The organism is Streptomyces sp. CNT372 (assembly GCF_000377145.1).
Genome location: NZ_KB897780.1, coordinates 429,733 through 450,885, shown reverse-complemented (window position 1 = coordinate 450,885; position 21,153 = coordinate 429,733). Strand labels below are relative to the sequence as shown.

Annotated in this window: 22 protein-coding genes; 16 read left to right on the top strand and 6 right to left on the bottom strand. The window is 73.9% G+C overall.

From position 1 onward, the window contains the following. Positions 1-188: 188 nt before the first annotated feature. On the bottom strand, positions 189-782 hold the full coding sequence (locus C593_RS0112455; protein WP_018847616.1) for a rhomboid family intramembrane serine protease: 594 nt from the start codon (positions 780-782) through the stop codon (positions 189-191). A 255-nt stretch (positions 783-1,037) separates the two neighbouring features. On the opposite strand from C593_RS0112455, the gene C593_RS0112450 reads away from it, so the two are divergent. Beyond that, entirely contained in the window at positions 1,038-1,721 is a 684-nt protein-coding gene (locus tag C593_RS0112450; RefSeq protein ID WP_026277616.1) for a UbiX family flavin prenyltransferase, read from the top strand. Here C593_RS0112450 and C593_RS33325 read toward each other — a convergent pair. Further along, complete coding sequence (locus tag C593_RS33325; protein ID WP_018847614.1) at positions 1,718-1,864, bottom strand: hypothetical protein; 147 nt, start codon at positions 1,862-1,864, stop codon at positions 1,718-1,720. The genes C593_RS0112450 and C593_RS33325 overlap by 4 nt on opposite strands. Before the next feature lie 130 nt (positions 1,865-1,994). Between C593_RS33325 and C593_RS0112440 the strand changes: the two genes are divergently transcribed. The 6 genes from C593_RS0112440 (at position 1,995) to C593_RS0112420 (ending at position 6,961) form a co-directional block, all read left to right on the top strand. After that, on the top strand, positions 1,995-2,450 hold the full coding sequence (locus C593_RS0112440; protein ID WP_018847613.1) for an Lrp/AsnC family transcriptional regulator: 456 nt from the start codon (positions 1,995-1,997) through the stop codon (positions 2,448-2,450). 219 nt (positions 2,451-2,669) lie between these two features. After that, positions 2,670-3,833 carry an aminofutalosine synthase MqnE gene (mqnE, locus tag C593_RS0112435; RefSeq protein WP_018847612.1) on the top strand — a complete coding sequence of 388 codons (1,164 nt, stop codon included), beginning with the start codon at positions 2,670-2,672 and terminating at the stop codon, positions 3,831-3,833. Positions 3,834-3,988: 155 nt separating this feature from the next. Continuing rightward, entirely contained in the window at positions 3,989-4,279 is a 291-nt protein-coding gene (locus C593_RS0112430) for a DUF4229 domain-containing protein (protein WP_018847611.1), read from the top strand. A 151-nt stretch (positions 4,280-4,430) separates the two neighbouring features. Further along, a complete protein-coding gene (locus tag C593_RS33725) occupies positions 4,431-4,532 on the top strand; it encodes a putative leader peptide (protein ID WP_359154275.1) in 102 nt (33 codons plus the stop codon). Positions 4,533-4,655: 123 nt separating this feature from the next. Beyond that, complete coding sequence (locus C593_RS0112425) at positions 4,656-6,038, top strand: dicarboxylate/amino acid:cation symporter (protein ID WP_018847610.1); 1,383 nt, start codon at positions 4,656-4,658, stop codon at positions 6,036-6,038. Positions 6,039-6,283: 245 nt separating this feature from the next. Beyond that, entirely contained in the window at positions 6,284-6,961 is a 678-nt protein-coding gene (locus C593_RS0112420; RefSeq protein ID WP_018847609.1) for a TetR/AcrR family transcriptional regulator, read from the top strand. On the opposite strand, the gene C593_RS29515 is transcribed toward C593_RS0112420, so the two are convergent. Together C593_RS29515 and C593_RS33010 are read right to left on the bottom strand one after the other, a co-directional pair. Continuing rightward, positions 6,930-8,003 (bottom strand): MaoC/PaaZ C-terminal domain-containing protein, encoded by a 1,074-nt coding sequence (locus C593_RS29515; RefSeq protein WP_018847608.1) that lies wholly within the window; start codon positions 8,001-8,003, stop codon positions 6,930-6,932. The genes C593_RS0112420 and C593_RS29515 overlap by 32 nt on opposite strands. Next, positions 8,000-8,161, bottom strand: coding sequence for an SDR family oxidoreductase (locus tag C593_RS33010; RefSeq protein ID WP_018847607.1), 162 nt, complete (start codon positions 8,159-8,161; stop codon positions 8,000-8,002). Before C593_RS33010 ends, C593_RS29515 begins: the two co-directional genes overlap by 4 nt. 621 nt (positions 8,162-8,782) lie before the next feature. Here C593_RS33010 and C593_RS0112405 point away from each other — a divergent pair. Continuing rightward, positions 8,783-10,687 (top strand): AMP-dependent synthetase/ligase, encoded by a 1,905-nt coding sequence (locus C593_RS0112405; RefSeq protein WP_026277615.1) that lies wholly within the window; start codon positions 8,783-8,785, stop codon positions 10,685-10,687. 182 nt (positions 10,688-10,869) lie between these two features. On the opposite strand, the gene C593_RS0112400 is transcribed toward C593_RS0112405, so the two are convergent. Continuing rightward, the gene (locus tag C593_RS0112400) at positions 10,870-11,073 is read right to left on the bottom strand and encodes a cold-shock protein (RefSeq protein ID WP_017948713.1); all 204 of its coding nucleotides are present in this window, start codon (positions 11,071-11,073) and stop codon (positions 10,870-10,872) included. A gap of 314 nt (positions 11,074-11,387) precedes the next feature. Between C593_RS0112400 and C593_RS0112395 the strand changes: the two genes are divergently transcribed. The 6 genes from C593_RS0112395 (at position 11,388) to C593_RS0112370 (ending at position 18,040) form a co-directional block, all read left to right on the top strand. Beyond that, a complete protein-coding gene (locus C593_RS0112395) occupies positions 11,388-12,269 on the top strand; it encodes a menaquinone biosynthetic enzyme MqnA/MqnD family protein (protein WP_018847605.1) in 882 nt (293 codons plus the stop codon). Between the two features lie 70 nt (positions 12,270-12,339). Continuing rightward, positions 12,340-14,187: a serine/threonine-protein kinase gene (locus C593_RS0112390; RefSeq protein WP_018847604.1), complete on the top strand. Its 1,848-nt coding sequence runs from the start codon at positions 12,340-12,342 to the stop codon at positions 14,185-14,187. 130 nt (positions 14,188-14,317) lie between these two features. Then, positions 14,318-15,517 carry a cyclic dehypoxanthinyl futalosine synthase gene (gene mqnC, locus C593_RS0112385; protein ID WP_018847603.1) on the top strand — a complete coding sequence of 400 codons (1,200 nt, stop codon included), beginning with the start codon at positions 14,318-14,320 and terminating at the stop codon, positions 15,515-15,517. A 32-nt stretch (positions 15,518-15,549) separates the two neighbouring features. After that, the gene (locus C593_RS0112380) at positions 15,550-16,149 is read left to right on the top strand and encodes an imidazolonepropionase-like domain-containing protein (protein ID WP_018847602.1); all 600 of its coding nucleotides are present in this window, start codon (positions 15,550-15,552) and stop codon (positions 16,147-16,149) included. Positions 16,150-16,348: 199 nt separating this feature from the next. Next, on the top strand, positions 16,349-17,044 hold the full coding sequence (locus tag C593_RS0112375) for a demethylmenaquinone methyltransferase (protein ID WP_026277614.1): 696 nt from the start codon (positions 16,349-16,351) through the stop codon (positions 17,042-17,044). Positions 17,045-17,107: 63 nt separating this feature from the next. Next, positions 17,108-18,040, top strand: coding sequence for a glutaminase (locus tag C593_RS0112370; protein ID WP_018847600.1), 933 nt, complete (start codon positions 17,108-17,110; stop codon positions 18,038-18,040). A 165-nt stretch (positions 18,041-18,205) separates the two neighbouring features. On the opposite strand, the gene C593_RS0112365 is transcribed toward C593_RS0112370, so the two are convergent. Then, positions 18,206-18,721, bottom strand: coding sequence for a GNAT family N-acetyltransferase (locus C593_RS0112365; RefSeq protein WP_026277613.1), 516 nt, complete (start codon positions 18,719-18,721; stop codon positions 18,206-18,208). A gap of 103 nt (positions 18,722-18,824) precedes the next feature. Between C593_RS0112365 and C593_RS0112360 the strand changes: the two genes are divergently transcribed. Then, positions 18,825-20,111, top strand: coding sequence for a geranylgeranyl reductase family protein (locus C593_RS0112360; protein WP_018847598.1), 1,287 nt, complete (start codon positions 18,825-18,827; stop codon positions 20,109-20,111). Positions 20,112-20,331: 220 nt separating this feature from the next. Next, on the top strand, positions 20,332-21,132 hold the full coding sequence (locus tag C593_RS0112355; protein WP_018847597.1) for an NAD(P)H-binding protein: 801 nt from the start codon (positions 20,332-20,334) through the stop codon (positions 21,130-21,132). The last annotated feature ends 21 nt before the right edge of the window (positions 21,133-21,153 follow it).

Genomic DNA, 21,153 nt, shown 5'->3' with positions numbered 1-21,153 from the left:
CGCGGCGGCCGGACGCGGCACCGGGCCCCGGCTCACCCGCGGACCCGGCCCGGCCCGCGGGACCGGAACCCCGCGGACCCGGCCCGGCCCGCGCACCCGGCCCACTCCGCGGCACCCGTACCCCGCCCGGCAGAGCCCGGCCCGGCAGCCCGGCCCGGCGCCCGGCAGCCCCGCCCGGCGCGTGCCGGTCAGACGCTCGCGCGCCCCCGCACCCGGAAGACGAAGGCCGCGGCCACACCCGCCAGCAGGCCGAAGAGATGGCCCTGCCAGCTCACGCCCGTCGCCGACGGGGAGAGGCCCGCGACGATCGACCCGCCCCACACCGCGGCTATCAGCAGACCCACCACCACGTCGACCGCCTTGCGCTCCACGAAGCCGCGTGCGACGAGGTAGCCGAACAGGCCGAAGACCAGGCCCGAGGCCCCCGCGGTGTTCGTCCCGGAGGGGGAGACCAGCCAGACGGCGACGCCGTCGACCACGACGATCAGCAGGGCCACGGCCAGGAACCTGCGTATCCCGCCGAGGGCGGCCAGGAAGCCCAGCACCAGCAGCGGGATCGTGTTCGACGCGACATGGCCGAAGCCGAAGTGGAGGAAGGCCGAGGGGACGACGTCGGCCAGCTCGGCGGGCTCGCGCGGCACGACCCCGTACGCGTCGAGCGCGTGGCCCGTGAGCACGTCGACCACTTCGAGCGCCCAGAGCAGGGCGACCCAGGCCAGCATGAGCTTGGCCGCGGACCGGACGCGGTCCGTGCCGCTCCGGTCGAGCTGGATGTCCGTCATCGCGGCCCCCCGATCTGTCGTGCCGCCGTCTTCGGCCCTGTGTCCGTCTTCGGTCCTGTGCCCGTCTGCTGCCCGTCTGCTGTCCGTCCGCCCGCGTCCGCCGGCAGAGGTGTCCGACATCGGGGGAACGTCCGGCACGCCCCGGCGGTTCCGCCCCGGCGTGTCGCGCCGCGGAAGGTGCTTCCGGAACGCGCAAAGGTGCTTCCGGAAGGTACGCCCGCGAGGGCCTTCCGGCCGCCGGATAGGCTCACGGGTGTGGAGCCGCAGGAAGTGAAGAGTCGCCGGCCGTGGGTCGTGGGGGTGTCGGGTGCCTCCGGCACGCCGTACGCCGCCGCCGTGCTGCGGGCGTTGCTCGCCGCCGGCGAGAGCGTGGACCTCGTCGTCAGCCGGGCCTCCCGGCTGACGCTGCTCGACGAGACGGGGATCGCGTTCCGTGACGCGCACTGGCGGGACGACCTGCGCCAGTGGCTGGCGCGGGGCGCCGACGGGAAGCCGGACACCTTCGAGGTCGACACCAGGACGGCGGACCTGCGCCACTGGGCGGCCGGGGACCTGGCGGCCGGGCCGTCCTCGGGGTCGTACCCCGTGAAGGGGATGCTGATCGTGCCCGCGTCCACCGCCTGTGTGGCGGGGGTGGCGCTCGGGCTGTCGAAGGACCTGCTCCAGCGGGTGGCGAGCGTCACGCTCAAGGAGCGCCGCCCGCTGGTGGTCGCGGTCCGGGAGACCCCGCTGAACGGCCAGACCCTGAAGCACCTGGTGGCGCTGGACGAGGCGGGCGCCGTGGTGCTGCCCGCCTCACCGGCGTTCTACGCGGGGGCGACGCACATCCAGGACCTGGTGGACTTCGTCGCGGGGCGGGTGCTCGACGCGGCGGGTGTGCCGCACCGGCTGTACCGCCGCTGGGAGGGGGAGCTGGGTGGCGGCTCCGCGGGGGACTAGCGCTTCTTGCCGCTGCGCGGGGCGCGGGCCCGGCCGGCCTTCTGCGCGGCGGAGGGCTGGTGGGCACGCGAGCGGTTGGCCAGCTCCTGGAGCTGTCGCATGTGGGCGTAGGCCATCTCGATCGTGTACACGGTGAGTGTCATCTCCTGTATGGATCGTGATCCTGTGGGATCAACTGTGATCGTTTGAGTGAATCGCAGGGTGTCGGCCCTGCATGCCTTAGATTCTACACGTAAACTTGCAGAATCGCTGAATAATGGAAGGCTCAGGCTTATGGACGCCGTGGATAGGCAGCTCATCCAGGCCCTTCGTGAGAACGGCAGGGCCTCGTACGCCGAGCTCGGCCGCCTGGTGGGGCTCTCCGGCCCCTCCGTGACCGACCGCATCAACCGCCTGGAGGCGGCCGGGGTGATCACCGGCTACCGCGCCACGGTGGACGCCGCCTCGCTCGGTCTCGGCGTCACCGCGCTCATCGGCATCTCGCTCTCCGACGCGGCCGACCACGAGGACGTGGCGCGCCGGCTGAAGGACCTGGCCGAGATCGAGGACTGCTGGTTCATCGCGGGCGACGACTCGTACATGCTCAAGGTCCGGGCCAACGACGTGGACGGCCTGGAGAAGACCATCCGCCGGCTCTCCGGCACCCGCGGGGTCTCCCGCACCCGCACCACCATCGTGCTCTCCACCAAGTGGGAGAACCGCGTCGGGGACCTCCCCGAGGAGGTCTGACCCTCCCCTCCCGGGCTCCGCCCGCCGCCGGGGCCCGGGAGAGCACCGTCCGCCCCGCCGGAGCGCGGCCGGGGCGCGCCATCCGCCCCGCCGGAGAGCACCGTCCGCCCCGCCGGAGCGCGGCCGGGGCGCGCCACCCGCCCCGCCGGTGAAGAGCCCGGGAGGCGGGGGAGTACCGTGGGCGGAGCCTGTTTACGTGGAGATCTGGGAGGCGGCCGCATGGACGCGGGGCTCAAGCGCGAGCTGGAGGAGAAGGTCCGGGCCGGTGAGCGGCTGACCCGCGAGGACGGCATCGCGCTCTACGCGTCGGACGACCTGGCCTGGCTCGGCGGCCTCGCCCACGAGGTCCGTACGCGCAAGAACGGCGACGTCGTCCACTTCAACGTCAACCGCCACCTCAACATGACCAACGTGTGCACGGCGTCGTGCGCCTACTGCTCGTTCCAGCGCAAGCCGGGCGAGAAGGACGCGTACACCATGCGCATCGAGGAGGCCGTCCGCCTCGCCAAGGCGATGGAGAACGAGAACCTCACCGAGCTGCACATCGTCAACGGCCTGCACCCCAACCTGCCGTGGCGCTACTACCCCCGCTCGCTCTCCGAGCTGAAGAAGGCCCTGCCGAACGTCTCCCTCAAGGCGTTCACCGCCACCGAGATCCACCACTTCGAGACGATCTCCGGGATGTCCGCCTCCGACATCCTCGACGAGCTGATCGAGGCCGGTCTCGAATCGCTGACCGGCGGCGGCGCGGAGATCTTCGACTGGGAGGTCCGCCAGCACATCGTCGACCACCGCACCCACTGGGAGGACTGGTCGCGCATCCACCGCCTGGCGCACTCCAAGGGCCTGAAGACCCCGAGCACCATGCTCTACGGGCACATCGAGGAGCCCCGCCACCGCGTCGACCACGTGCTGCGCCTGCGTGAACTCCAGGACGAGACCGGCGGTTTCCAGGTCTTCATCCCGCTGCGCTACCAGCACGACTTCGTGGACATGCAGGACGGCAAGGTCCGCAACCGCCTCCAGGCGCGTACCACCATGGCCACGGGCGCCGAGGCGCTCAAGACCTTCGCCGTCTCCCGGTTGCTGTTCGACAACGTCCCGCACGTCAAGGTCTTCTGGGTGATGCACGGCGTGCAGACCGCGCAGCTCGCCCTCCAGCACGGCGCGGACGACATGGACGGCTCGGTCGTCGAGTACAAGATCACGCACGACGCGGACAACTACGGCACCCCCAACAAGCTGTCCCGCGACGACCTGCTGGACCTCATCCGCGACGCCGGCTTCCGCCCGGTCGAGCGGAACACCCGCTACGAGGTCATCCGCGAGTACCCGGGCCCGGACCCGGACCGCCGCGAGTCGCCGCAGCCCATGCGCGTCTGACGCGGTACGGTCCGGCCCGGCCGACGCCGTTCGTACGCGCCCCCGGGGCCCTCCGCAGGGCCCCGGGGGCGCGCGTGCTTCACTGGACGGGAATGTCCGGTCACGGGCGCGCCCCGTCCGGGGCCCGTCCGCCCAGCACAGGAAGAAGGCCCGCCGTGTCCGCAGGAAAGTCGAGCGCCGCGATCCGGTACACCGCCATGCGGCTCGCCGTCTTCGTCGGCTGCCTCCTCGTCGTCGGCGGGCTCGTCCAGATCGGCGTGGTGCCCAAGGGGCTCGGGGACGCCAACTTCGCCTGGGTGATCCTCCTCGCACTGGTGCTCTCCGCGCCGCTCAGCTTCGTCCTGCTGCGCAAGCAGCGCGACGCCATGGCCGCGCAGATCGCCGGCAAGGTCGACCAGGCCAAGTCCCGTCTGGACGCGAACCGTTCGCGGGAGGACGCGGTCTGAGACGGCGCCCCCGGGGAAGCCCGGGGCGGGGACGGCGCGCGGGGCACCGCGCGCCGGACGGGACGCGTGACCGCCGAGGAAGACCGGAACGCGCCCTTGACCCAAAGGGGAGCTTTGAGGTTCTCAAAGTTCAAGTGTTAACGTGTCCGGCATGACGACAGCAGTGCGCCACCACGACGCCGCGAGCATCCCGCTCGTGGCGCGCCTGCATGTCGACCTGTGCCGCTGTACCTCCGCGGTCTGTTGTCGCTGAGCGGCGCGGTGCTCCCCGTGAGCGCGCCCCTCCGGTCCGACCCGGCACCCCTTGCAGCGGCGCCGCGCCACGCGCCGCATCCCGTCCCCGCCGTCCCCTGATACGCCCCACTGGAGTGCGTCCGTGTCCGCGAACACCGCGTCCACCCCTGCCGGAGAACAGTCCGGCAACGGAAGCCGGATATCCCTTCCCAAGGTCCCCTTCTGGGCCCAGATCGCCGCCGGTCTCGTCCTCGGCGTGCTGCTCGGCTGGCTCGCCCGCAGCCAGGACGTGTCCTGGCTGAAGGACACCCTCGACCAGATCGGCTCGATCTTCGTCCAGCTGCTGAAGCTGGCCGTCGCGCCGCTCGTCTTCTTCGCGATCCTGGTGTCCATCACCAATCTGCGGAAGGTCAACAACGCCGCCCGGCTGGCCGGCCGCACCCTGCTGTGGTTCCTGGTCACCTCCCTGATCGCGGTGGCCATCGGCATCACCATCGGCCTGGTCACCAACCCGGGCGCCGGCACCGGACTGACCCCGGCGGACGGCCGGAAGCCCGAGAACTCCGGCTCCTGGATCGACTTCCTCACCGGCATCGTCCCGACCGACGTCATCACGCCGTTCACCGAGCTGAACGTCCTCCAGATCGTCTTCATGGCCGCCGTCGCCGGTATCGCCGCCCTCAAGCTGGGCGATCGCGCCAAGCCGGTCCTGGCGCTGAGCGAGGCCGTCCTCGAACTGCTCCAGAAGGCCCTGTGGTGGGTCATCCGCCTCGCCCCGATCGGCACCGTCGGCCTCATCGGCTACGCGATCGCCGACTACGGCTGGGACCTGCTCGGCAAGTACGCGACCTTCACCGCCGACGTCTACATCGGCTGCGCCATCGTGCTGTTCGGCGTGTACCCGCTGCTGCTCGCCGTCGCCGCCAAGGTGAACCCGGTCCAGTTCTTCAAGGGCGCCTGGCCCGCGATCCAGCTGGCCTTCGTCTCCCGCTCCTCGGTCGGCACGATGCCGGTCACCCAGAAGGTCACCGAGCGCCTCGGCGTCCCGAAGGACTACACCAGCTTCGCCGTGCCGTTCGGCGCGACGACCAAGATGGACGGCTGCGCCGCGATCTACCCGGCGCTCGCCGCGATCTTCATCGCGCAGATCTTCGACGTGCAGCTCGGCGTCCAGGACTACCTGCTGATCGCCTTCGTCTCGGTCGTCGGCTCCGCGGCCACCGCCGGCCTCACCGGCGCCACCGTGATGCTGACCCTGACGCTGTCGACGCTGGGCCTCCCGCTGGAGGGCGTGGGCCTGCTGCTGGCGATCGACCCGATCCTGGACATGATCCGCACCGCCACCAACGTGGCCGGTCAGGCGCTGGTCCCGGTGATCGTCGCGGCCCGCGAGAACATCCTCGACCGGGACGCCTACGACCACGCCTCGGCCTCCCCGATCGACGACCTCGCGGACGCCGGTGACGCCGGTGCCGCCGACGCTGCGCAGGGCGGACGCGGCCGCGAGGCCGCCGTCCCCGCCTGACGGCCGCCGGGCATCTGCCGCCGTACCGCCGTACCGCCGTCGCGCCCCCGGGCCCCGAGAGGGTCCGGGGGCGGGGCGTGTCCCGGGCCGGTGCGGGCGGGCCGGACCTGCCCGGGCCGGTGCGGGCGGGCCCGGTGCGGGCGGGCCCGGGGTGGCGCGGGACGGGTTGCGCGCGGGCGCGCGGGGCCGGCCGCGCGCCGTACTCTTACCGCGGAGTAAGGGCACGGGGTGGGAGGACGTCGAGGATGAGTGCGGTGAAGGGCGTGCGGGCCAAGCGCATGCCGCGGGCGGTGCGCGAGCAGCAGATGATGGACGCGGCCGTGGAGACCTTCGGGCAGCGCGGCTACCGTGCCGCCTCCATGGACGAGATCGCGGAGCTCGCGGGCGTCTCCAAGCCGCTGGTGTACCTCTACCTGAACTCCAAGGAGGAGCTCTTCACCGCGTGCATCCGCCGTGAGGCGGCCCGCCTCACCGAGGCCGTGCAGGCGGCGATCGACCCGGGGCTGAGCGCCGACGGGCAGCTGTGGGCGGGGCTGGAGGCGTTCTTCCGGCACACGGCCGAGAACCCGGACGGCTGGTCGGTGCTGCACCGCCAGGCCCGGACGCACGGAGAGCCGTTCGCCGCCGAGGTCGCCACCATGCGGGAGGAGATCGTCGCCTTCGTGACCGTCCTGATCGGGGCGGCGGCGCGCGCGGGCGCTCCGCCGGCCCCTGGGACCGCGGGCGCGGGCCGGGGCGGGGAGCTGGCGGACCGGGACATCGAGGGCCTGGCCCAGGCACTGGTGGGGGCCGCCGAGTCGCTGGCCGGGTGGGCCAACGAGTCGGGCGCCCTGTCGGCGAAGGAGGCCGCGGCCACCCTGATGAACTTCGCGTGGACGGGCCTCGGCGGGCTCATGCGCGGGGAGCGCTGGTCTTCCCGCTGAGGTACCCGGACCCGGCCGGGCCCGGATTTCCGAGCTCCCCGTACCGCGCCTCGCCGTCCCCGGTCCGGGCCCCGTCCCGCTCCCCGTCTCCGTACCGCGCCTCGCCGTCGAGGTGGGTGCGCCCCTCGCCGGACCGCAGGGTGAACGCGGTGGCGCCGGGCCCGGTGTCGCGCAGGGCGCACCGGACGGTGCCGGGCAGCAGCACGGGGGCCCGGAACGCGGCCCGGGCCGCGACCGGCTGCCCGCCCCGGCCGTCCGGCCCGCCCTGCCCCTCCGTCTCGGCCAGGCAGCGCGCGAAGGTCCACATCCCGTGCGCGATGGCGCGGGGGAAGCCGAACAGGCGGGCCGTGAGCGGATGCAGATGGATCGGGTTCCGGTCCCCGGACGCGGCACCGTAGCGCCGCCCGAGCCCGCCCGGCAGCCGCCACTCGACGGCCCGCTCCGTACCGCCGCCCGTGGCCACGGGCTCGGCGGTCGCGGCTTCGGCGGTCGCGGGCGCCGAGCCGGGCGGGACCGGGTGGCGGGCCAGATAGCGGCTGCGGGACTCCCACACCGGCTCCCCGGCCAGCCGCGCCTCCGTGACCACCACCACCTCGGTGCCCCGCCGGTGCGGCACCAGGGCGGCCGCGTGGACGCGGAGTTCGGGCCGGTCGCCGGGCAGCAGCGGCGGACCGGGCCGGGTGACCTCGATCGCCGTGTGCACCAGACCCAGCACCGGCAGCGGGAACGCGGGCTCCGTCAGCACGCGCATGGCCAGGGGGAACGCCAGCACATGCGGGTACGGCAGCGGCAGCGGTACCTCCGGGCCGGGCTCGGGGAAGCCGCAGACCTCCGCGTACGCGGCCAGCCGGCGGGCGTCGATCCGGGCCGAGGGCAGGACCAGCCGTGTCCCGGGCAGGGCCGCGTCCGCGTGCGGGGAGCGCTTGAGGGGCGAGCGGAGGGCGCCGCGCAGCAGCAGGGGTCCGAGTGCCGGGGCTGCGGTGAGCGTGCGCACGGTCGTGGCGCCGGCCCCGCGCGACGCAGGGGTCGCGTTCGTGGTCACAACCCCAGCAGGCTCTGGCAGCGGACGCGCAGCACGTGCCCGAGGTCCGGCGCGTCGGGGGTCCGGCGCCGCAGCGGCGAGGGCCGGGGGAGGCCGGGCCGGCGGGTGAGGAGGCGGCCGGGGGCGGTGCCGGTGAAGGTCGGACAGCGGTCGGCCATTGTCCTGGCTCCTTGCTCGGTCGTAGATTTACCGAGGAGTAAGGTTACTCAAGAGTCAGGAGCTGGTCGAGATGTCGACGGTGTCCCGCAGGGCGGGGAGATCGGCGGGAGCCGTATCGCCCTGGCCCGGTCCGACGGTCCCCGCGCCACGGCGTGGCGTCCCACCGGGACCTCCCCGCGACCGGGCACCCCTTCGCCGCCACCGGGGCCGGATCGTCGCCACCCGGGCCACGCTGATCGCCGGACGCGAGGGCGCCCGCCCGGGCTGATCTCCGTCCGCGCGGCGGGCGGCCAGGGGGTGGCCGCCGTCCAGGTACGCGCCTGACACCGGGGCGACGGCCGTCAGCAGGGCGGTGTCCTCGCTGCCGGGTGCGAGCGCGTCGGCCGCGGCGCGGTCGGGAGCCGCCGGCCCCCGGCCGCGCCCCCACCGCGACCGGGCCGCCCGCCCGCCGGCCCGGCCCCGCCCCCGTCCGCCCCGCGCCCCGCCAACCGCCGGAACGACCCGAACGACCGGAACGACCCGAACGAACGGAACGACCCGAACGACCCGAACGACCGGAACGACCCGAACGACCCCCCTTCACAGAGGAGCCGCCCGTGTCCGTCGACCATGCCGGCAGCATGCCCAGCCCGCCGCCGCCGTCCGCCGCGCCCGTCCTGGTGGAGCCGCACAAGAAGCAGGTGAACGGCGTCGTCCGGGAGGTGGCCGTCCCGCCCCTGGTGCCGCCCGTCACCTCCGGGTCCCTCGCCGACATCCCCTTCGACAACGAGCGCGAGGCGCCCGCCGAGGCCGTACTCAGCCGCAAGGACGCGGACGGGCGGTGGCAGGACGTCACCGCCGCCCGGTTCGCCGAGGAGGTCCGCGCGGTCGCCAAGGGGCTGATCGCCCACGGGCTCAAGCCCGGCGACCGGCTCGCGATCATGGCCCGCACCACCTACGAGTGGACCCTGCTGGACTTCGCCGCCTGGGCCGCCGGGCTGGTCACCGTGCCCGTCTACCCGACCTCCTCCGCCTTCCAGGCCCGCTGGATCCTGGAGAACTCGGGGGCCGCCGCGTGCGTCGTGGAGAGCGCGGAGCAGGCCCGGCTGATCAGCCAGGAGCGCCGGCAGCTCCCCGGCCTGGAGCAGCTGTGGGTCCTCGACACCGGGGCCGTGGGCCGGCTGCGCCAGGCCGGGGAGCGGGCCCGTATCCCGGACGCCGTGGTGAGCGCCCGCCGCGAGGCGCTGACCCCGGACTCGATCGCGACCCTGATCTACACCTCGGGCACCACCGGCCGCCCCAAGGGCTGTGTGATCACCCACGGCAACTTCTTCGCCGAGGTCGACAACGCGATCGAGCTGCTGCACCCGGTCTTCACGTCGGTCAGCAAGGACCCCGCCGCCACCCTGCTGTTCCTGCCGCTCTCGCATGTCTTCGGCCGTATGGTCGCGATCGGCTGCCTGCGCGCCCGGGTCCGCCTCGGGCACGCGCCCTCGATCAGCACCGACGACCTCCTCGCCGACCTCGCGGGCTTCGCGCCCACCTTCCTGCTGGCGATCCCGTACGTCCTGGAGAAGGTGTTCAACACGGGACGGGCGACCGCCGAGAAGATGGGCCGGGCCGCCTCCTTCGACCGCGCCGCCCGGATCGCCCGGCGCTACGGGCAGGCCGTCGAGGCCGCCGAGCACGGCACCGGCCCCGGCCCGTCCCTGGGCCTGCGCGCCGCCCGGGCCCTCTACGACCCGCTGGTCTACCGCCGTATCCGCGCCGCCCTGGGCGGCCGGGTCCGCTACGCGATCTGCGGCGGCTCCCCGCTCGGCCGCCGGCTGGCCTCCTTCTACGCGGGCGCCGGCATCCAGATCTTCGAGGGCTACGGCCTCACCGAGACCACCGCCGCCTCCACCGTCACCCCGCCGCTGCGCCCGCGCCTCGGCACGGTCGGCTGGCCGCTGCCGGGCACGGCCGTGCGGATCGCGGACGACGGGGAGGTTCAGCTGAGCGGCGGCCATGTCTTCACCGGCTACTGGGACCCGGAGACGGAGTCCGCCGTCCCCGCCACCGGGGGCGGCTGGCTGCCGACCGGGGACCTGGGCGCCCTGGACGCGGACGGCTACCTCACGATCACCGGGCGGAAGAAGGACATCCTCATCACCTCGGGCGGCAAGAACGTCGCCCCGGCCCCGCTGGAGGACTGGCTGCGGGCGCATCCGCTCATCGGCCAGTGCATGGTCGTCGGCGACGACCGCCCGTACGTCACGGCGCTGCTCACCCTGGAGCCGGACGGGCTGGACCACTGGCGCCGGATGAAGAAGAAGGCGGGCCTGCCCCTCGCGGAGGTGGTCCGGGACGAGGACCTGCTCGACGCCCTCCAGCGCGCGGTGGACGAGGCGAACCGGCTGGTCTCCCGGGCCGAGTCGATCCGCCGCTTCCGGGTGCTGACAACCGACTTCACGGAGGAGAGCGGCCATCTGACCCCGTCCCTCAAGCTGAAGCGGGCGGACATCGCCCGGGACTTCGCGGCCGAGATCGACGCGCTGTACCGCTGAGCGGGCCCGCCCGCAGGGTTAGAGCCGGACCGGCCGGTCCGCGAGGGCGCGCGCCGGGCCGCTGAGCCCGTCCACGCCCGGCGCGCCGGGGCAAAAGGCAGGAGCCCTGTTCCGTACGGGCCGTACGGAACAGGGCTCCTTGGGTACTGCTAAGTCGTGCGCGATCGCCGACCCGGCCGCCCTTAGGCGGGGGTGACGTTCTCCGCCTGCGGGCCCTTCGGGCCCTGGGTGACGTCGAAGTTCACGACCTGGTTCTCCTCGAGGGAGCGGAAGCCGGTCGCGTTGATCGCGGAGTAGTGGACGAAGACATCCGGGCCGCCGCCGTCCTGGGCGATGAAGCCGAAGCCCTTTTCAGCGTTGAACCACTTGACGGTTCCGGTAGCCATAAGCCCTCCTTGGGCCAAAGGGTTGCCCTGCTCCAGAACCTGCAAGAAGTCTGAAAACGACAAGAGCCTGCGGGTTACATGCTCCGCAGGCTCTGTACTGCAAGGGAAACCAAACTGCAACTTGCGTCGAGCCTAGCACGCAGCGTGCGCGCCGCGGTAGAGGGAAAGATCACGTCACCCGTTTGTTTGGCCGGCGGTCTCCACGGTGACGCGGCAGGCCCCTGACGAGGGACGACGCGGGTCCGGGGCGGGTCGGCGGGCGCGTCGGCGGCCCCGGCGCCACAGCCCGGGGCCGGCGGGTCTAGCCTCACGATGTGGACAGTCACGGTGAAAGCACAGCAACCGACAACCGGCGCAGCCGCCCGCGTGTCGGCCACATCCAGTTCCTGAACTGTCTCCCTCTTTACTGGGGACTCGCCAGAACGGGAACGCTTCTCGACCTGGAACTGACCAAGGACACCCCCGAGAAGCTGAGCGAGAGCCTGGTCCGCGGCGATCTCGACATCGCGCCCGTCACCCTCGTGGAATTCCTGCGCAACGCGGACGAACTCGTCGCCTTCCCCGATCTGGCGGTCGGCTGCGACGGACCCGTGATGTCCTGTGTGATCGTCTCCCAGGTGCCGCTGGAGCGGCTGGACGGACAGCGGGTCGCCCTCGGCTCGACCTCCCGCACCTCGGTCCGGCTCGCGCAGCTGCTGCTGGCCGAGCAGTACGGCGTGGCGCCGGACTACTACACCTGCCCGCCCGACCTCGGCGTGATGATGCAGGAGGCCGAGGCGGCCGTGCTGATCGGCGACGCCGCGCTGCGCGCCTCCCTGCACGACGCGCCGCGCCTCGGGCTCCAGGTGCACGACCTCGGCCGGATGTGGAAGCAGTGGACCGGGCTGCCGTTCGTCTTCGCCGTCTGGGCGGCCCGCAAGGAGTACCTGGCCCGGGAGCCACTGGTGGTCCGCAAGGTGCACGAGGCCTTCCTCGCCTCCCGTGACGTGTCCCTGGAGGAGGTCGCCAAGGTCGCCGAGCAGGCGGCGCGCTGGGAGAGCTTCGACGCGGAGCTGCTGGAGCGCTACTTCACCACCCTCGACTTCCGGTTCGGGGCCGACCAGCTCGCGGGCGTCCGGGAGTTCGCCCGCCGGACCGGGCCGACGACGGGCTTCCCGGCGGACGTACGCGTGGAGCTGCTCGCCCCGGCGGCCTGAGCCCCCGCCGGCCCGGACACCGCCTAGGGTGTGGTGCCTGGGGAACGGGTGAGCGACCGGGGGAGCCGAGATGCAGCCGCTTGGACCGGGTGAGCCGCGTGCCATCGGGGCGTACCGGCTGCTCGGCCGGCTGGGCTCGGGCGGCATGGGCCGGGTCTACCTCGGGCGCAGCGCGGGCGGCCGCACCGTCGCCGTGAAGGCCGTCCATCCGCACTTCGCCCTCGACGACGAGTTCCGGGCCCGGTTCCGCCGGGAGGTCGCGGCCGCGCGCCGGGTCGGCGGGGAGTGGACGGCGCCGGTCCTGGACGCCGATCCGGACGCGCCCGTGCCGTGGGTCGCCACCGGCTATGTGGCGGGCCCGTCCCTCTCCCGGGCGGTCGCCGACGACGGGCCGCTGCCCCCGGACTCGGTCCGCGTTCTCGGCGCGGGCCTGGCCCGGGCCCTTGAGGCGGTGCACGCGCTGGACCTCGTCCACCGGGACGTGAAGCCGTCGAACGTGATGCTGACCCTGGAGGGGCCGCGGCTGATCGACTTCGGCATCTCGCGGGCCGTCGAGGGGACCGCCTCGCTGACCTCCACGGGCGTCTCGGTGGGCTCGCCCGGCTACATGGCGCCCGAGCAGGTACTCGGCCGCGGGGTCACCGGCGCGGCCGACGTCTTCTCCCTCGGGGCCGTCCTCGCCTACGCGGCGACGGGGCGGGGTCCGTTCTCCGGGGACTCGTCGGCCGCCCTGCTCTACAAGGTCGTCCACGAGGAGCCCGAACTCGGTTCGCTGGACGGCGCGTTGCGGGAGCTGGTGACCGGGTGCCTGGCCAAGGACCCGGCGGCCCGGCCCGCCCCGGCCGAGGTCGCCGAGCGGCTGGACGCCTCGGGCGCGGACACCGGGCCGGACGGCTGGCTGCCCGTGCCCGTGGTCAACCGGATCAGCCGCGCGGCCGTCGAACTGCTGCACCTGGAGTCCTTCCCGGACCCGGCCGGCCCCGCACGGGAGGCGGACCCGGCCGCCGCCCCGGGGCCCGGCCCGTTCACGCTCCCGCCGGCGGGGACCTTCGGCCCGCCGATCGCCCCGGCGGAGGCCGCGGCGGCGTGGGCGAAGCGGGCGGACGCACCCGCGGCGGGTCCCGGGTCCGGCGCAAGCGGCCCCGGTGGCGCGGCGGGTACGGGGCCCGGCCCCGGTGGCGCGGCGGGTCCCGGGTCCGGCGCAAGCGGCCCCGGTGCCGCCGCGGGGTCCGGTTCCAAGCCGGGGGACGGGCCGGGGGCCGGGTTCGGCCCTGCCGCGACCACCGGTGCGGGCGGCCCCGGGGGCGCGTCCGCCGGACCCGGCCCGGAACCCGGTGGGCTGTCCCTGACCGCGAGCGGCGGACCCCGGGGCCGCCGCGTGAGCTGCACCCTCGCCCTCACCGTCGCCGGGGCGCTCGCCGCCGTCACCCTCGGCGGCGCCTTCGTCCTCGACCTGCTGCCCGGCACCGGCGGGGGCGGCTCCGACGGTACCGACTCGGGCGCCGAGCCGCCCGCCGCCAGTGCCTCCGCCAACCCGGGGAAGCCGGGTGGCTCCGTCCCGGAGGAGTTCGTCGGCGCCTGGCAGGGCCCCATCACCGCCTCCGGCATCCCCGCCGGGACCATGAAGGTCACCCTCCGCCCGGCGGCCGTCGGTGAGGAGACGGGGACCGCCGCGCACACCGACCTCCTCGGCAACGTCATCTGCGAGGACCTGCTCACCGTCCGCAAGGCTCAGGGGCGCACCCTGGTCGTCGACTCCGAGGCGGGCCCCCGTTCCACGGCCGTCTGCACCAAGGGCGTCTCCACCCTCCGCCTCGAACTCCGCGACGGGCAGCTGCGCTACGCCTCCGAGGACGCCCGCGCGGGCCGCCCCGAGGGCAGCCTCAGCCGCCTCGACGAGGACGGCGGCGACCGCTGAACCCGCGGCCCACCGGCCTCGCCGGGACCCCGCCCCCGCCGCCGACCGGCCCCGCGCGGGCGCACCGGCCCCGTGGCGTAGCCTGGATCGGTCCGCAGAACCGCAGGAAACCGCCGAAGGGTGACGCCCGGTGACCGAGAAGGCCGACCTCCAGTCCGTGCTGGACCGCGCTGCCGAGGGCGGCCGGATCACGCCCGAAGAGGCGCTGGACCTGTACCGCTCCGCCCCGCTGCACGCCCTCGGCGCCGCCGCCGACGCCGTGCGCCGCCGCCGTTACGCGGGCACGGAGCACATCGCGACGTACATCATCGAACGCAACATCAACTACACCAACGTCTGCGTCACGGCCTGCAAGTTCTGCGCCTTCTACGCGCCCCCGAAGGCCACCGACAAGGCGTGGACCCGCGACCTCGACGACATCCTGCGCCGCTGCGCGGAGACCGTCGAACTGGGCGGCACCCAGATCATGTTCCAGGGCGGCCACCACCCGGACTACGGCGTCTCGTACTACGAGAAGCACTTCGCCGCGATCAAGAAGGACTTCCCGGACCTGGTGATCCACTCCCTCGGCGCGTCCGAGGTCGAGCACATGGCCCGGATCTCCGAGGTCTCCGTCGAGGAGGCGATCAAGCGCATCCACGCCGCCGGTCTGGACTCCTTCGCGGGCGCGGGCGCCGAACTGCTGCCCGCCCGGCCGCGCAAGGCGATCGCGCCGCTCAAGGAGTCCGGTGAGCGCTGGCTGGAGATCATGGAGCTCGCCCACAACCTGGGCGTCGAGTCCACCTCCACCATGCTGATGGGCACCGGCGAGACCAACGCGGAGCGCATCGAGCACCTGCGCATGATCCGCGAGGTGCAGGACCGCACCGGCGGCTTCCGCGCCTTCATCCCGTACACGTACCAGCCCGAGAACAACCACCTCAAGGGCCGGACCCAGGCGACCCTGTTCGAGTACCTGCGCATGATCGCCGTCGCGCGGCTCTTCCTCGACAACGTGGCCCATATCCAGGGCTCCTGGCTGACCACGGGCAAGGAGGTCGGCCAGCTCTCCCTGCACTACGGCGCGGACGACCTCGGCTCGATCATGCTGGAGGAGAACGTGGTCTCCTCGGCCGGCGCCAGGCACCGCTCCAACCGCCTGGAGATCATCGACCTGATCCGCAAGGCGGGCCGCGTCCCGGCGCAGCGCGCCACCACCTACGAGCACCTGCTGGTGCACGAGGACCCGGCGCTGGACCCGGTGGACGACCGCGTTGTCTCGCACATCTCCTCCACCGCGATCGAGGGCGGCACGGCGCACCCCGAGCTGAAGCTCCTCGACGCCAACTGACGGGCCCGACCGAGAAGAAGGGCCCACGTCGCGTGCCGACCCTCCATGTGGCCGAGGCGTCCCCCGAGGCCGCCGTCCTCGTCGAGGGCGCCCACCTGCTCGCCGTCGGCCCGTACGAGGAGCTGGCCGCGCGGCACCCCGAGGCGCGGGTGCGGCGCTGGCCGGGCATCCTCACGCCCGGTCTGCTCAACCCGTACGCGCCCGAACTGCTGGAGGCCGTCTACCACCCGGACCCGCGCGAGGCGGAGGAGTTCGGCACCGGGCCGGTCACCGGGGAGCGCGCCCGGGCCCTGTTCCGGGCCGAGCCCGCGCGGCTCGGCGCCAGCGCCCGGCGGGGTGTGCAGCGGCTGCTCGCCCACGGGACGGTCGCCGTCGCGGGGGAACTGCGCGGCCGGGCGGCCCAGGACGCGGTGCGCCGGGCCGGACTCGCGGTCGGACAGCGGCCCCCCGGCCTGCAGGGCCCGGCCTCCTTCTCGCCGTCGCCGCTGGTGCTGCTCCCGGGCCCGGCCGCCGGGGGCCCCGCACGCTTCGCCGTCTTCGACGTCCCTGACCGGGCCGCCCTGGTCCGCAGGGGCGCCTCGACCTGTGTGGCCACCGTCATCGGCGGCCGGCTGGTGTACCGGGCGCGGTAGTCGGCGCATCCCGGTCCGCGTCGTGCGGCGGGCCGCGTCGTGCGGCGGCCGCGCCCACCGGGTGACGCGGCGGCCGGACCTGCCCCGGGGCCGTCCGGGCCGTGCGCGGGCGACCGGGCCCGGCGGCCGGTGCCCCCGCGCGGCCCGTGTCCGCCGGGCCCGTCCGGGCCGCGCGGAGGCGGGCTGCTTGAATGGGCCCGTGACGCGAGCAACCCTGGACAAGCAGCCGCACGAAGTCGCCTCGATGTTCGACGACGTGGCGGCGAACTACGACCTCACCAACGACGTCCTCTCGCTCGGCCAGGACCGGCGCTGGCGCAAGGAGGTCGCCAGGGCGGTCGACGCCCGGCCCGCGCAGCGGATCCTCGACCTCGCCGCGGGCACCGGCACCTCCTCCCTGCCGTTCACCGAGACCGGCGCGTACGTGGTGCCCTGCGACTTCTCCCTCGGCATGCTGCGCGAGGGCAAGAAGCGCCACCCCTGGCTGCCGCTGACCGCGGGCGACGCCACCCGGCTCCCCTTCGCGGACGGCTCCTTCGACGCGGTGACCATCTCCTTCGGGCTGCGCAACGTCCAGGACACCGACCGGGCGCTGCGCGAGCTGTACCGGGTCACCAAGCCGGGCGGGCGCGTGGTCATCTGCGAGTTCTCGCACCCGACCTGGGCCCCGTTCCGCACCGTGTACGAGGAGTACCTGATGCGGGCGCTGCCGCCGATCGCCCGCGCGGTCTCCTCCAACCCGGACGCCTACGTCTACCTCGCCGAGTCCATCCAGGGCTGGCCCGACCAGCCCGAACTGGCCGCCCGCCTCCAGGGCGCCGGCTGGGGCAGGGTCGCCTGGCGCAACCTCTCCGGCGGGATCGTCGCCCTGCACCGCGGCACCAGGCCGCTGTAGCGGCGGCGCGGGGACGGTACGGACGGGCACGGCAGCAAGGCAAGGGAACGGGACGGGCACGCCATGGAACAGCAGGCCGTCGCGGTCGACTACCAGGCCGTGCTGGAGCAGATCGCCCGGGACGTGGCCCCGCTGGCCGGTGCCGGACGCCCGGCCGAGTACATCCCGGCCCTCGCCGGCGCCGACCCGCACCGCTTCGGCATGGCCGTCGCCGACCTCCAGGGGAACGTCTACGGCGTGGGCGACTGGCGCCACCCGTTCTCCGCGCAGTCGATCACCAAGGTCTTCACCCTGGCCCTGGTCCTCGCGGAGACCGGCGGCGGACTGTGGGAGCGGGTCGGCCGGGAGCCCTCCGGCAACCCGTTCAACTCCCTGGTGCAGCTGGAGTACGAGAACGGCGTCCCGCGGAACCCGTTCATCAACGCGGGCGCCCTCGTCGTCACCGACGTCCTCCAGACCCTCACCGGGGACGCCAGCAGCGAACTCCTGGACTTCCTGCGGGCGGAGAGCGGCAACAAGGAGCTCTCCTTCGACCCGGAGGTCGCCGCCTCCGAGGCCGCGCACGGCCACCGCAACGCGGCGCTCGCGCACTTCATGGCCTCGTACGGCAACATCACCGGCCCGGTCCCGGCCCTGCTCGACCACTACTTCTGGCAGTGCGCGATCGAGGCGAGCTGCGCCGATCTCACCCTCGCCGCACGGTTCCTGGCCCGGCACGGGGTACGCGCCGACGGCACCCGGCTGCTCACCCGCAGCCAGGCCAAGCAGATCAACGCGGTGATGCTCACCTGCGGTACGTACGACGCGGCGGGCGACTTCGCGCACCGCGTCGGGCTGCCCGGCAAGAGCGGGGTGGGCGGCGGGATCGTGGCCGTGGTGCCCGGACGCTGCACGCTCTGCGTGTGGAGCCCGGGCCTGGACGCGCACGGGAACTCGGTGGCGGGCGTCGCGGCGCTGGACCGGTTCACCACCCTGACCGGGCTGTCGGTGTTCTGACCCCGCCCGGCCGCCGGCCGGTGTTCTGGACCCGCCGGTTGAGACCCCGCCCGGTCGTGGCCCTGCCCGGTTCTGCCCCCGCCGGTTGAGACCCCGCCCGGCCGCCGGCCGCCCGGTGTGCCGGGGCCACGGACGCGCCCGCCGGCCGGGCGTACGCGGGCGTGATCAGGCGAGCTCCAGGCGGAAGCAGTAGCCCTTCCGCTCGGAGGCCGGCGTCATGAACGTCTCGGCCAGCTCCATGCCGAGCCGCCGCGCCACCGCGATCGAGCGCTCGTTGCGCGCGTCGACCATCGCGACCACGCTCCCGACGCCCGCGGCCCGTACCCGCTCCAGGGTGGTGCGCGCGGCGGCCGTGACATAGCCCCGGCCCCACGCGGGGCGGGCCAGCCGCCAGCCGATCTCGATCTCGCCGACCGGCCCGAAGTGCTGGTGCGGCCACGGCTGCGCGCCCGTGAAGCCGAGGACCTCGCCGTCCTCGCCGGTCATCGTCCAGAAGCAGAAGCCGTGTTCGGCGTCGTGGCGGCGCTGGCGGGCGGTGAGCTCCTCGTACACCGACAGCTCGGCGGCCTTTCCGCCGTGGAACTCCATGACCTCGGGGTCGGCGAAGGCCCGGTGCCAGGCGAAGGCGTCCTCGTCGGTGGGGACACGCAGGTTCACGACGGGGAGCGGCCTGCTGCTCATGGACGGAGCCCTTCAGTCGGCGGAAGCGTACGCCCCCATAGACTGCACATGTCCTGTGCCGTTCGGTACGCAATATCGAATCGAATTCCCGGGAGATCCCGCCGTGACCGACCACCTCACCGAGCACACCGCCGATGTGATCGTCGTCGGCGCGGGCCCGGCCGGCTCGACGACCGCGTACCACCTCGCCAAGGCGGGACTGGACGTGCTCCTCCTGGAGAAGACGGCCTTCCCGCGCGAGAAGGTGTGCGGCGACGGGCTCACCCCGCGCGCGACCAAGCAGCTCGTCGCGATGGGCATCGACATCTCCGAAGAGGCCGGCTGGCTGCGGAACAAGGGCCTGCGGATCATCGGCGGCGGCGTCCGCCTCCAGCTCGACTGGCCGGATCTCGCCTCCTTCCCGGACTACGGACTGGTCCGCAAGCGCGACGACTTCGACGAGCAGCTCGCCCGGCAGGCGCAGAAGGCCGGCGCCCGGCTGTACGAGCGGTGCAACGTGGGCGAGCCCGTCCTCGACGAGCGCACCGGCCGGATCACCGGAGTGCACGCCAAGCTGGGCGAGGAGAAGACGCCGGTCACCTTCCACGCGCCCCTGGTGGTGGCCGCCGACGGCAACTCCTCGCGCATCTCCCTCGCGATGGGCCTGCACCGCCGCGAGGACCGCCCCATGGGCGTCGCCGTGCGCACGTACTTCACCTCGCCCCGCCACGACGACGACTACCTGGAGTCCTGGCTGGAGCTGTGGGACCGGCGCGGCCCGGGCCCGGACCGGCTGCTGCCCGGCTACGGCTGGATCTTCGGCATGGGCGACGGCACCTCCAACGTCGGCCTCGGCGTCCTCAACACCTCCTCGTCCTTCAAGGAGCTGGACTGGCGCGAGATCCTCAAGGCGTGGTGTGCCTCGATGCCGGAGGAATGGGGCTACACCCCGGACAACATGACCGGCCCGATCCGCGGCGCGGCGCTCCCGATGGCCTTCAACCGGCAGCCGCACTACACCAAGGGCCTGCTGCTGGTCGGTGACGCGGGCGGGCTCGTCAACCCGTTCAACGGCGAGGGCATCGCCTATGCGATGGAATCCGGCCAGATCGCGGCGGACGTCATCGTCCAGGCCCACGCGCGCCGCACCCCGGCCCAGCGGGAGCTGGCTCTCCAGCGGTACCCGAAGGTCCTCAAGGACACCTACGGCGGCTACTACACGCTGGGCCGCGCCTTCGTGAAGCTCATCGGCAACCCGAAGGTCATGAAGATCGCCACGGAGCGGGGCCTGACGCACCCGATGCTGATGAAGTTCACCCTGAAGATGCTGGCGAACCTGACGGACCCCTCGGGCGGCGACGCGATGGACCGCATCATCAACGGGCTCTCGAAGGTGGCCCCGAAGGCCTGACGCCCGGCCCGCCGGGGCCCGTCCTCCGCACACGCGGCCGGGGGCCCGCTCGCCACTGCGAGCGGGCCCCCGCTTGCGTTGTGGCGTTGATCGGCGGGCGCGGCCGGGTCGCCCCCGCCTCCGTTCCAGTGGCCCAGGCGCGTGCCCCCCGAGTGGACCAGGGCCTGCGGCCCTGCGCTCACTAGGGTCGAGCCCGGCGGGCGGCGGGTGCCGTCGTCCCGTGGACGGGTACGAACGGGTACGGACGGGCGCGGAGGAGACGGACATGCGGATCGCGGTGGCGGGCGGGACCGGAGTGGCCGGGCGGCAGGTGGTGGCGGAGCTGACCGCCGCCGGTCACGAACCGGTGGTCCTCGCCCGGTCGGAGGGCGTGGACCTGATGACCGGCGCGGGCCTGGACGCGGCCCTCGCCGGGGTGGACGCGGTGATCGACACGGTCAACCTGTCCACCATGCGCCGGGCCAGGGCGGTGGCCTTCTTCGAGTCCGTGACGCGGAACCTGCTCGCGGCGGAGGAGCGGGCGGGCGTGGGGCACCACATCGCGTTGTCCATCGTCGGGATCGAGCGCGTCGGCCACGGCTACTACCAGGGCAAGATCGCGCAGGAGCGGGCGGTGGCCGCGGGCCCGGTGCCGTGGACGGTGCTGCGGGCGACGCAGTTCCACGAGTTCGCCGAGCAGATGCTCGACCTGATGCCGGGCCCGCTCGCCCCGATCCTGCCCATGCGCGTGCAGCCGGTGGCCGTCCGCGAGGTCGCCCGCCACCTGGTCGCCCTCGCGGCGGGCGCCCCGCAGGGCATGGCCCCCGAACTGGCGGGCCCGCGCGAGGAGTCCCTCACCGGCATGGTCCGCGCCCTCCTCCCCGTCCGCGGCGAACGCCGCCTCGTCCTCCCCCTCCGCCTCCCGGGCCGCCCCGGCCGCGCCATGGCCACCGGCGCCCTCCTCCCGACGGCCACGGGCCCGCGCGGCACCCAGACCTTCACGGAGTGGCTGGGGGAGCGGTCGGCGCGGGCGGGAGGCTGAGGGGCGGCTCCCGCCGCCCGG

Excerpts from the sequence above, each read along its gene's own strand:
- C593_RS0112455 (WP_018847616.1), bottom strand. The coding sequence starts at position 782 with ATGACGGACATCCAGCTCGACCGGAGCGGCACGGACCGCGTCCGGTCC.
- C593_RS33325 (WP_018847614.1), bottom strand. The coding sequence starts at position 1,864 with ATGACACTCACCGTGTACACGATCGAGATGGCCTACGCCCACATGCGA.
- C593_RS0112440 (WP_018847613.1), top strand. The coding sequence starts at position 1,995 with ATGGACGCCGTGGATAGGCAGCTCATCCAGGCCCTTCGTGAGAACGGC.
- mqnE (WP_018847612.1), top strand. The coding sequence starts at position 2,670 with ATGGACGCGGGGCTCAAGCGCGAGCTGGAGGAGAAGGTCCGGGCCGGT.
- C593_RS33725 (WP_359154275.1), top strand. The coding sequence starts at position 4,431 with ATGACGACAGCAGTGCGCCACCACGACGCCGCGAGCATCCCGCTCGTG.
- C593_RS0112420 (WP_018847609.1), top strand. The coding sequence starts at position 6,284 with ATGAGTGCGGTGAAGGGCGTGCGGGCCAAGCGCATGCCGCGGGCGGTG.
- C593_RS33010 (WP_018847607.1), bottom strand. The coding sequence starts at position 8,161 with ATGGCCGACCGCTGTCCGACCTTCACCGGCACCGCCCCCGGCCGCCTC.
- C593_RS0112405 (WP_026277615.1), top strand. The coding sequence starts at position 8,783 with ATGCCCAGCCCGCCGCCGCCGTCCGCCGCGCCCGTCCTGGTGGAGCCG.
- C593_RS0112400 (WP_017948713.1), bottom strand. The coding sequence starts at position 11,073 with ATGGCTACCGGAACCGTCAAGTGGTTCAACGCTGAAAAGGGCTTCGGC.
- C593_RS0112390 (WP_018847604.1), top strand. The coding sequence starts at position 12,340 with ATGCAGCCGCTTGGACCGGGTGAGCCGCGTGCCATCGGGGCGTACCGG.
- C593_RS0112370 (WP_018847600.1), top strand. The coding sequence starts at position 17,108 with ATGGAACAGCAGGCCGTCGCGGTCGACTACCAGGCCGTGCTGGAGCAG.
- C593_RS0112365 (WP_026277613.1), bottom strand. The coding sequence starts at position 18,721 with ATGAGCAGCAGGCCGCTCCCCGTCGTGAACCTGCGTGTCCCCACCGAC.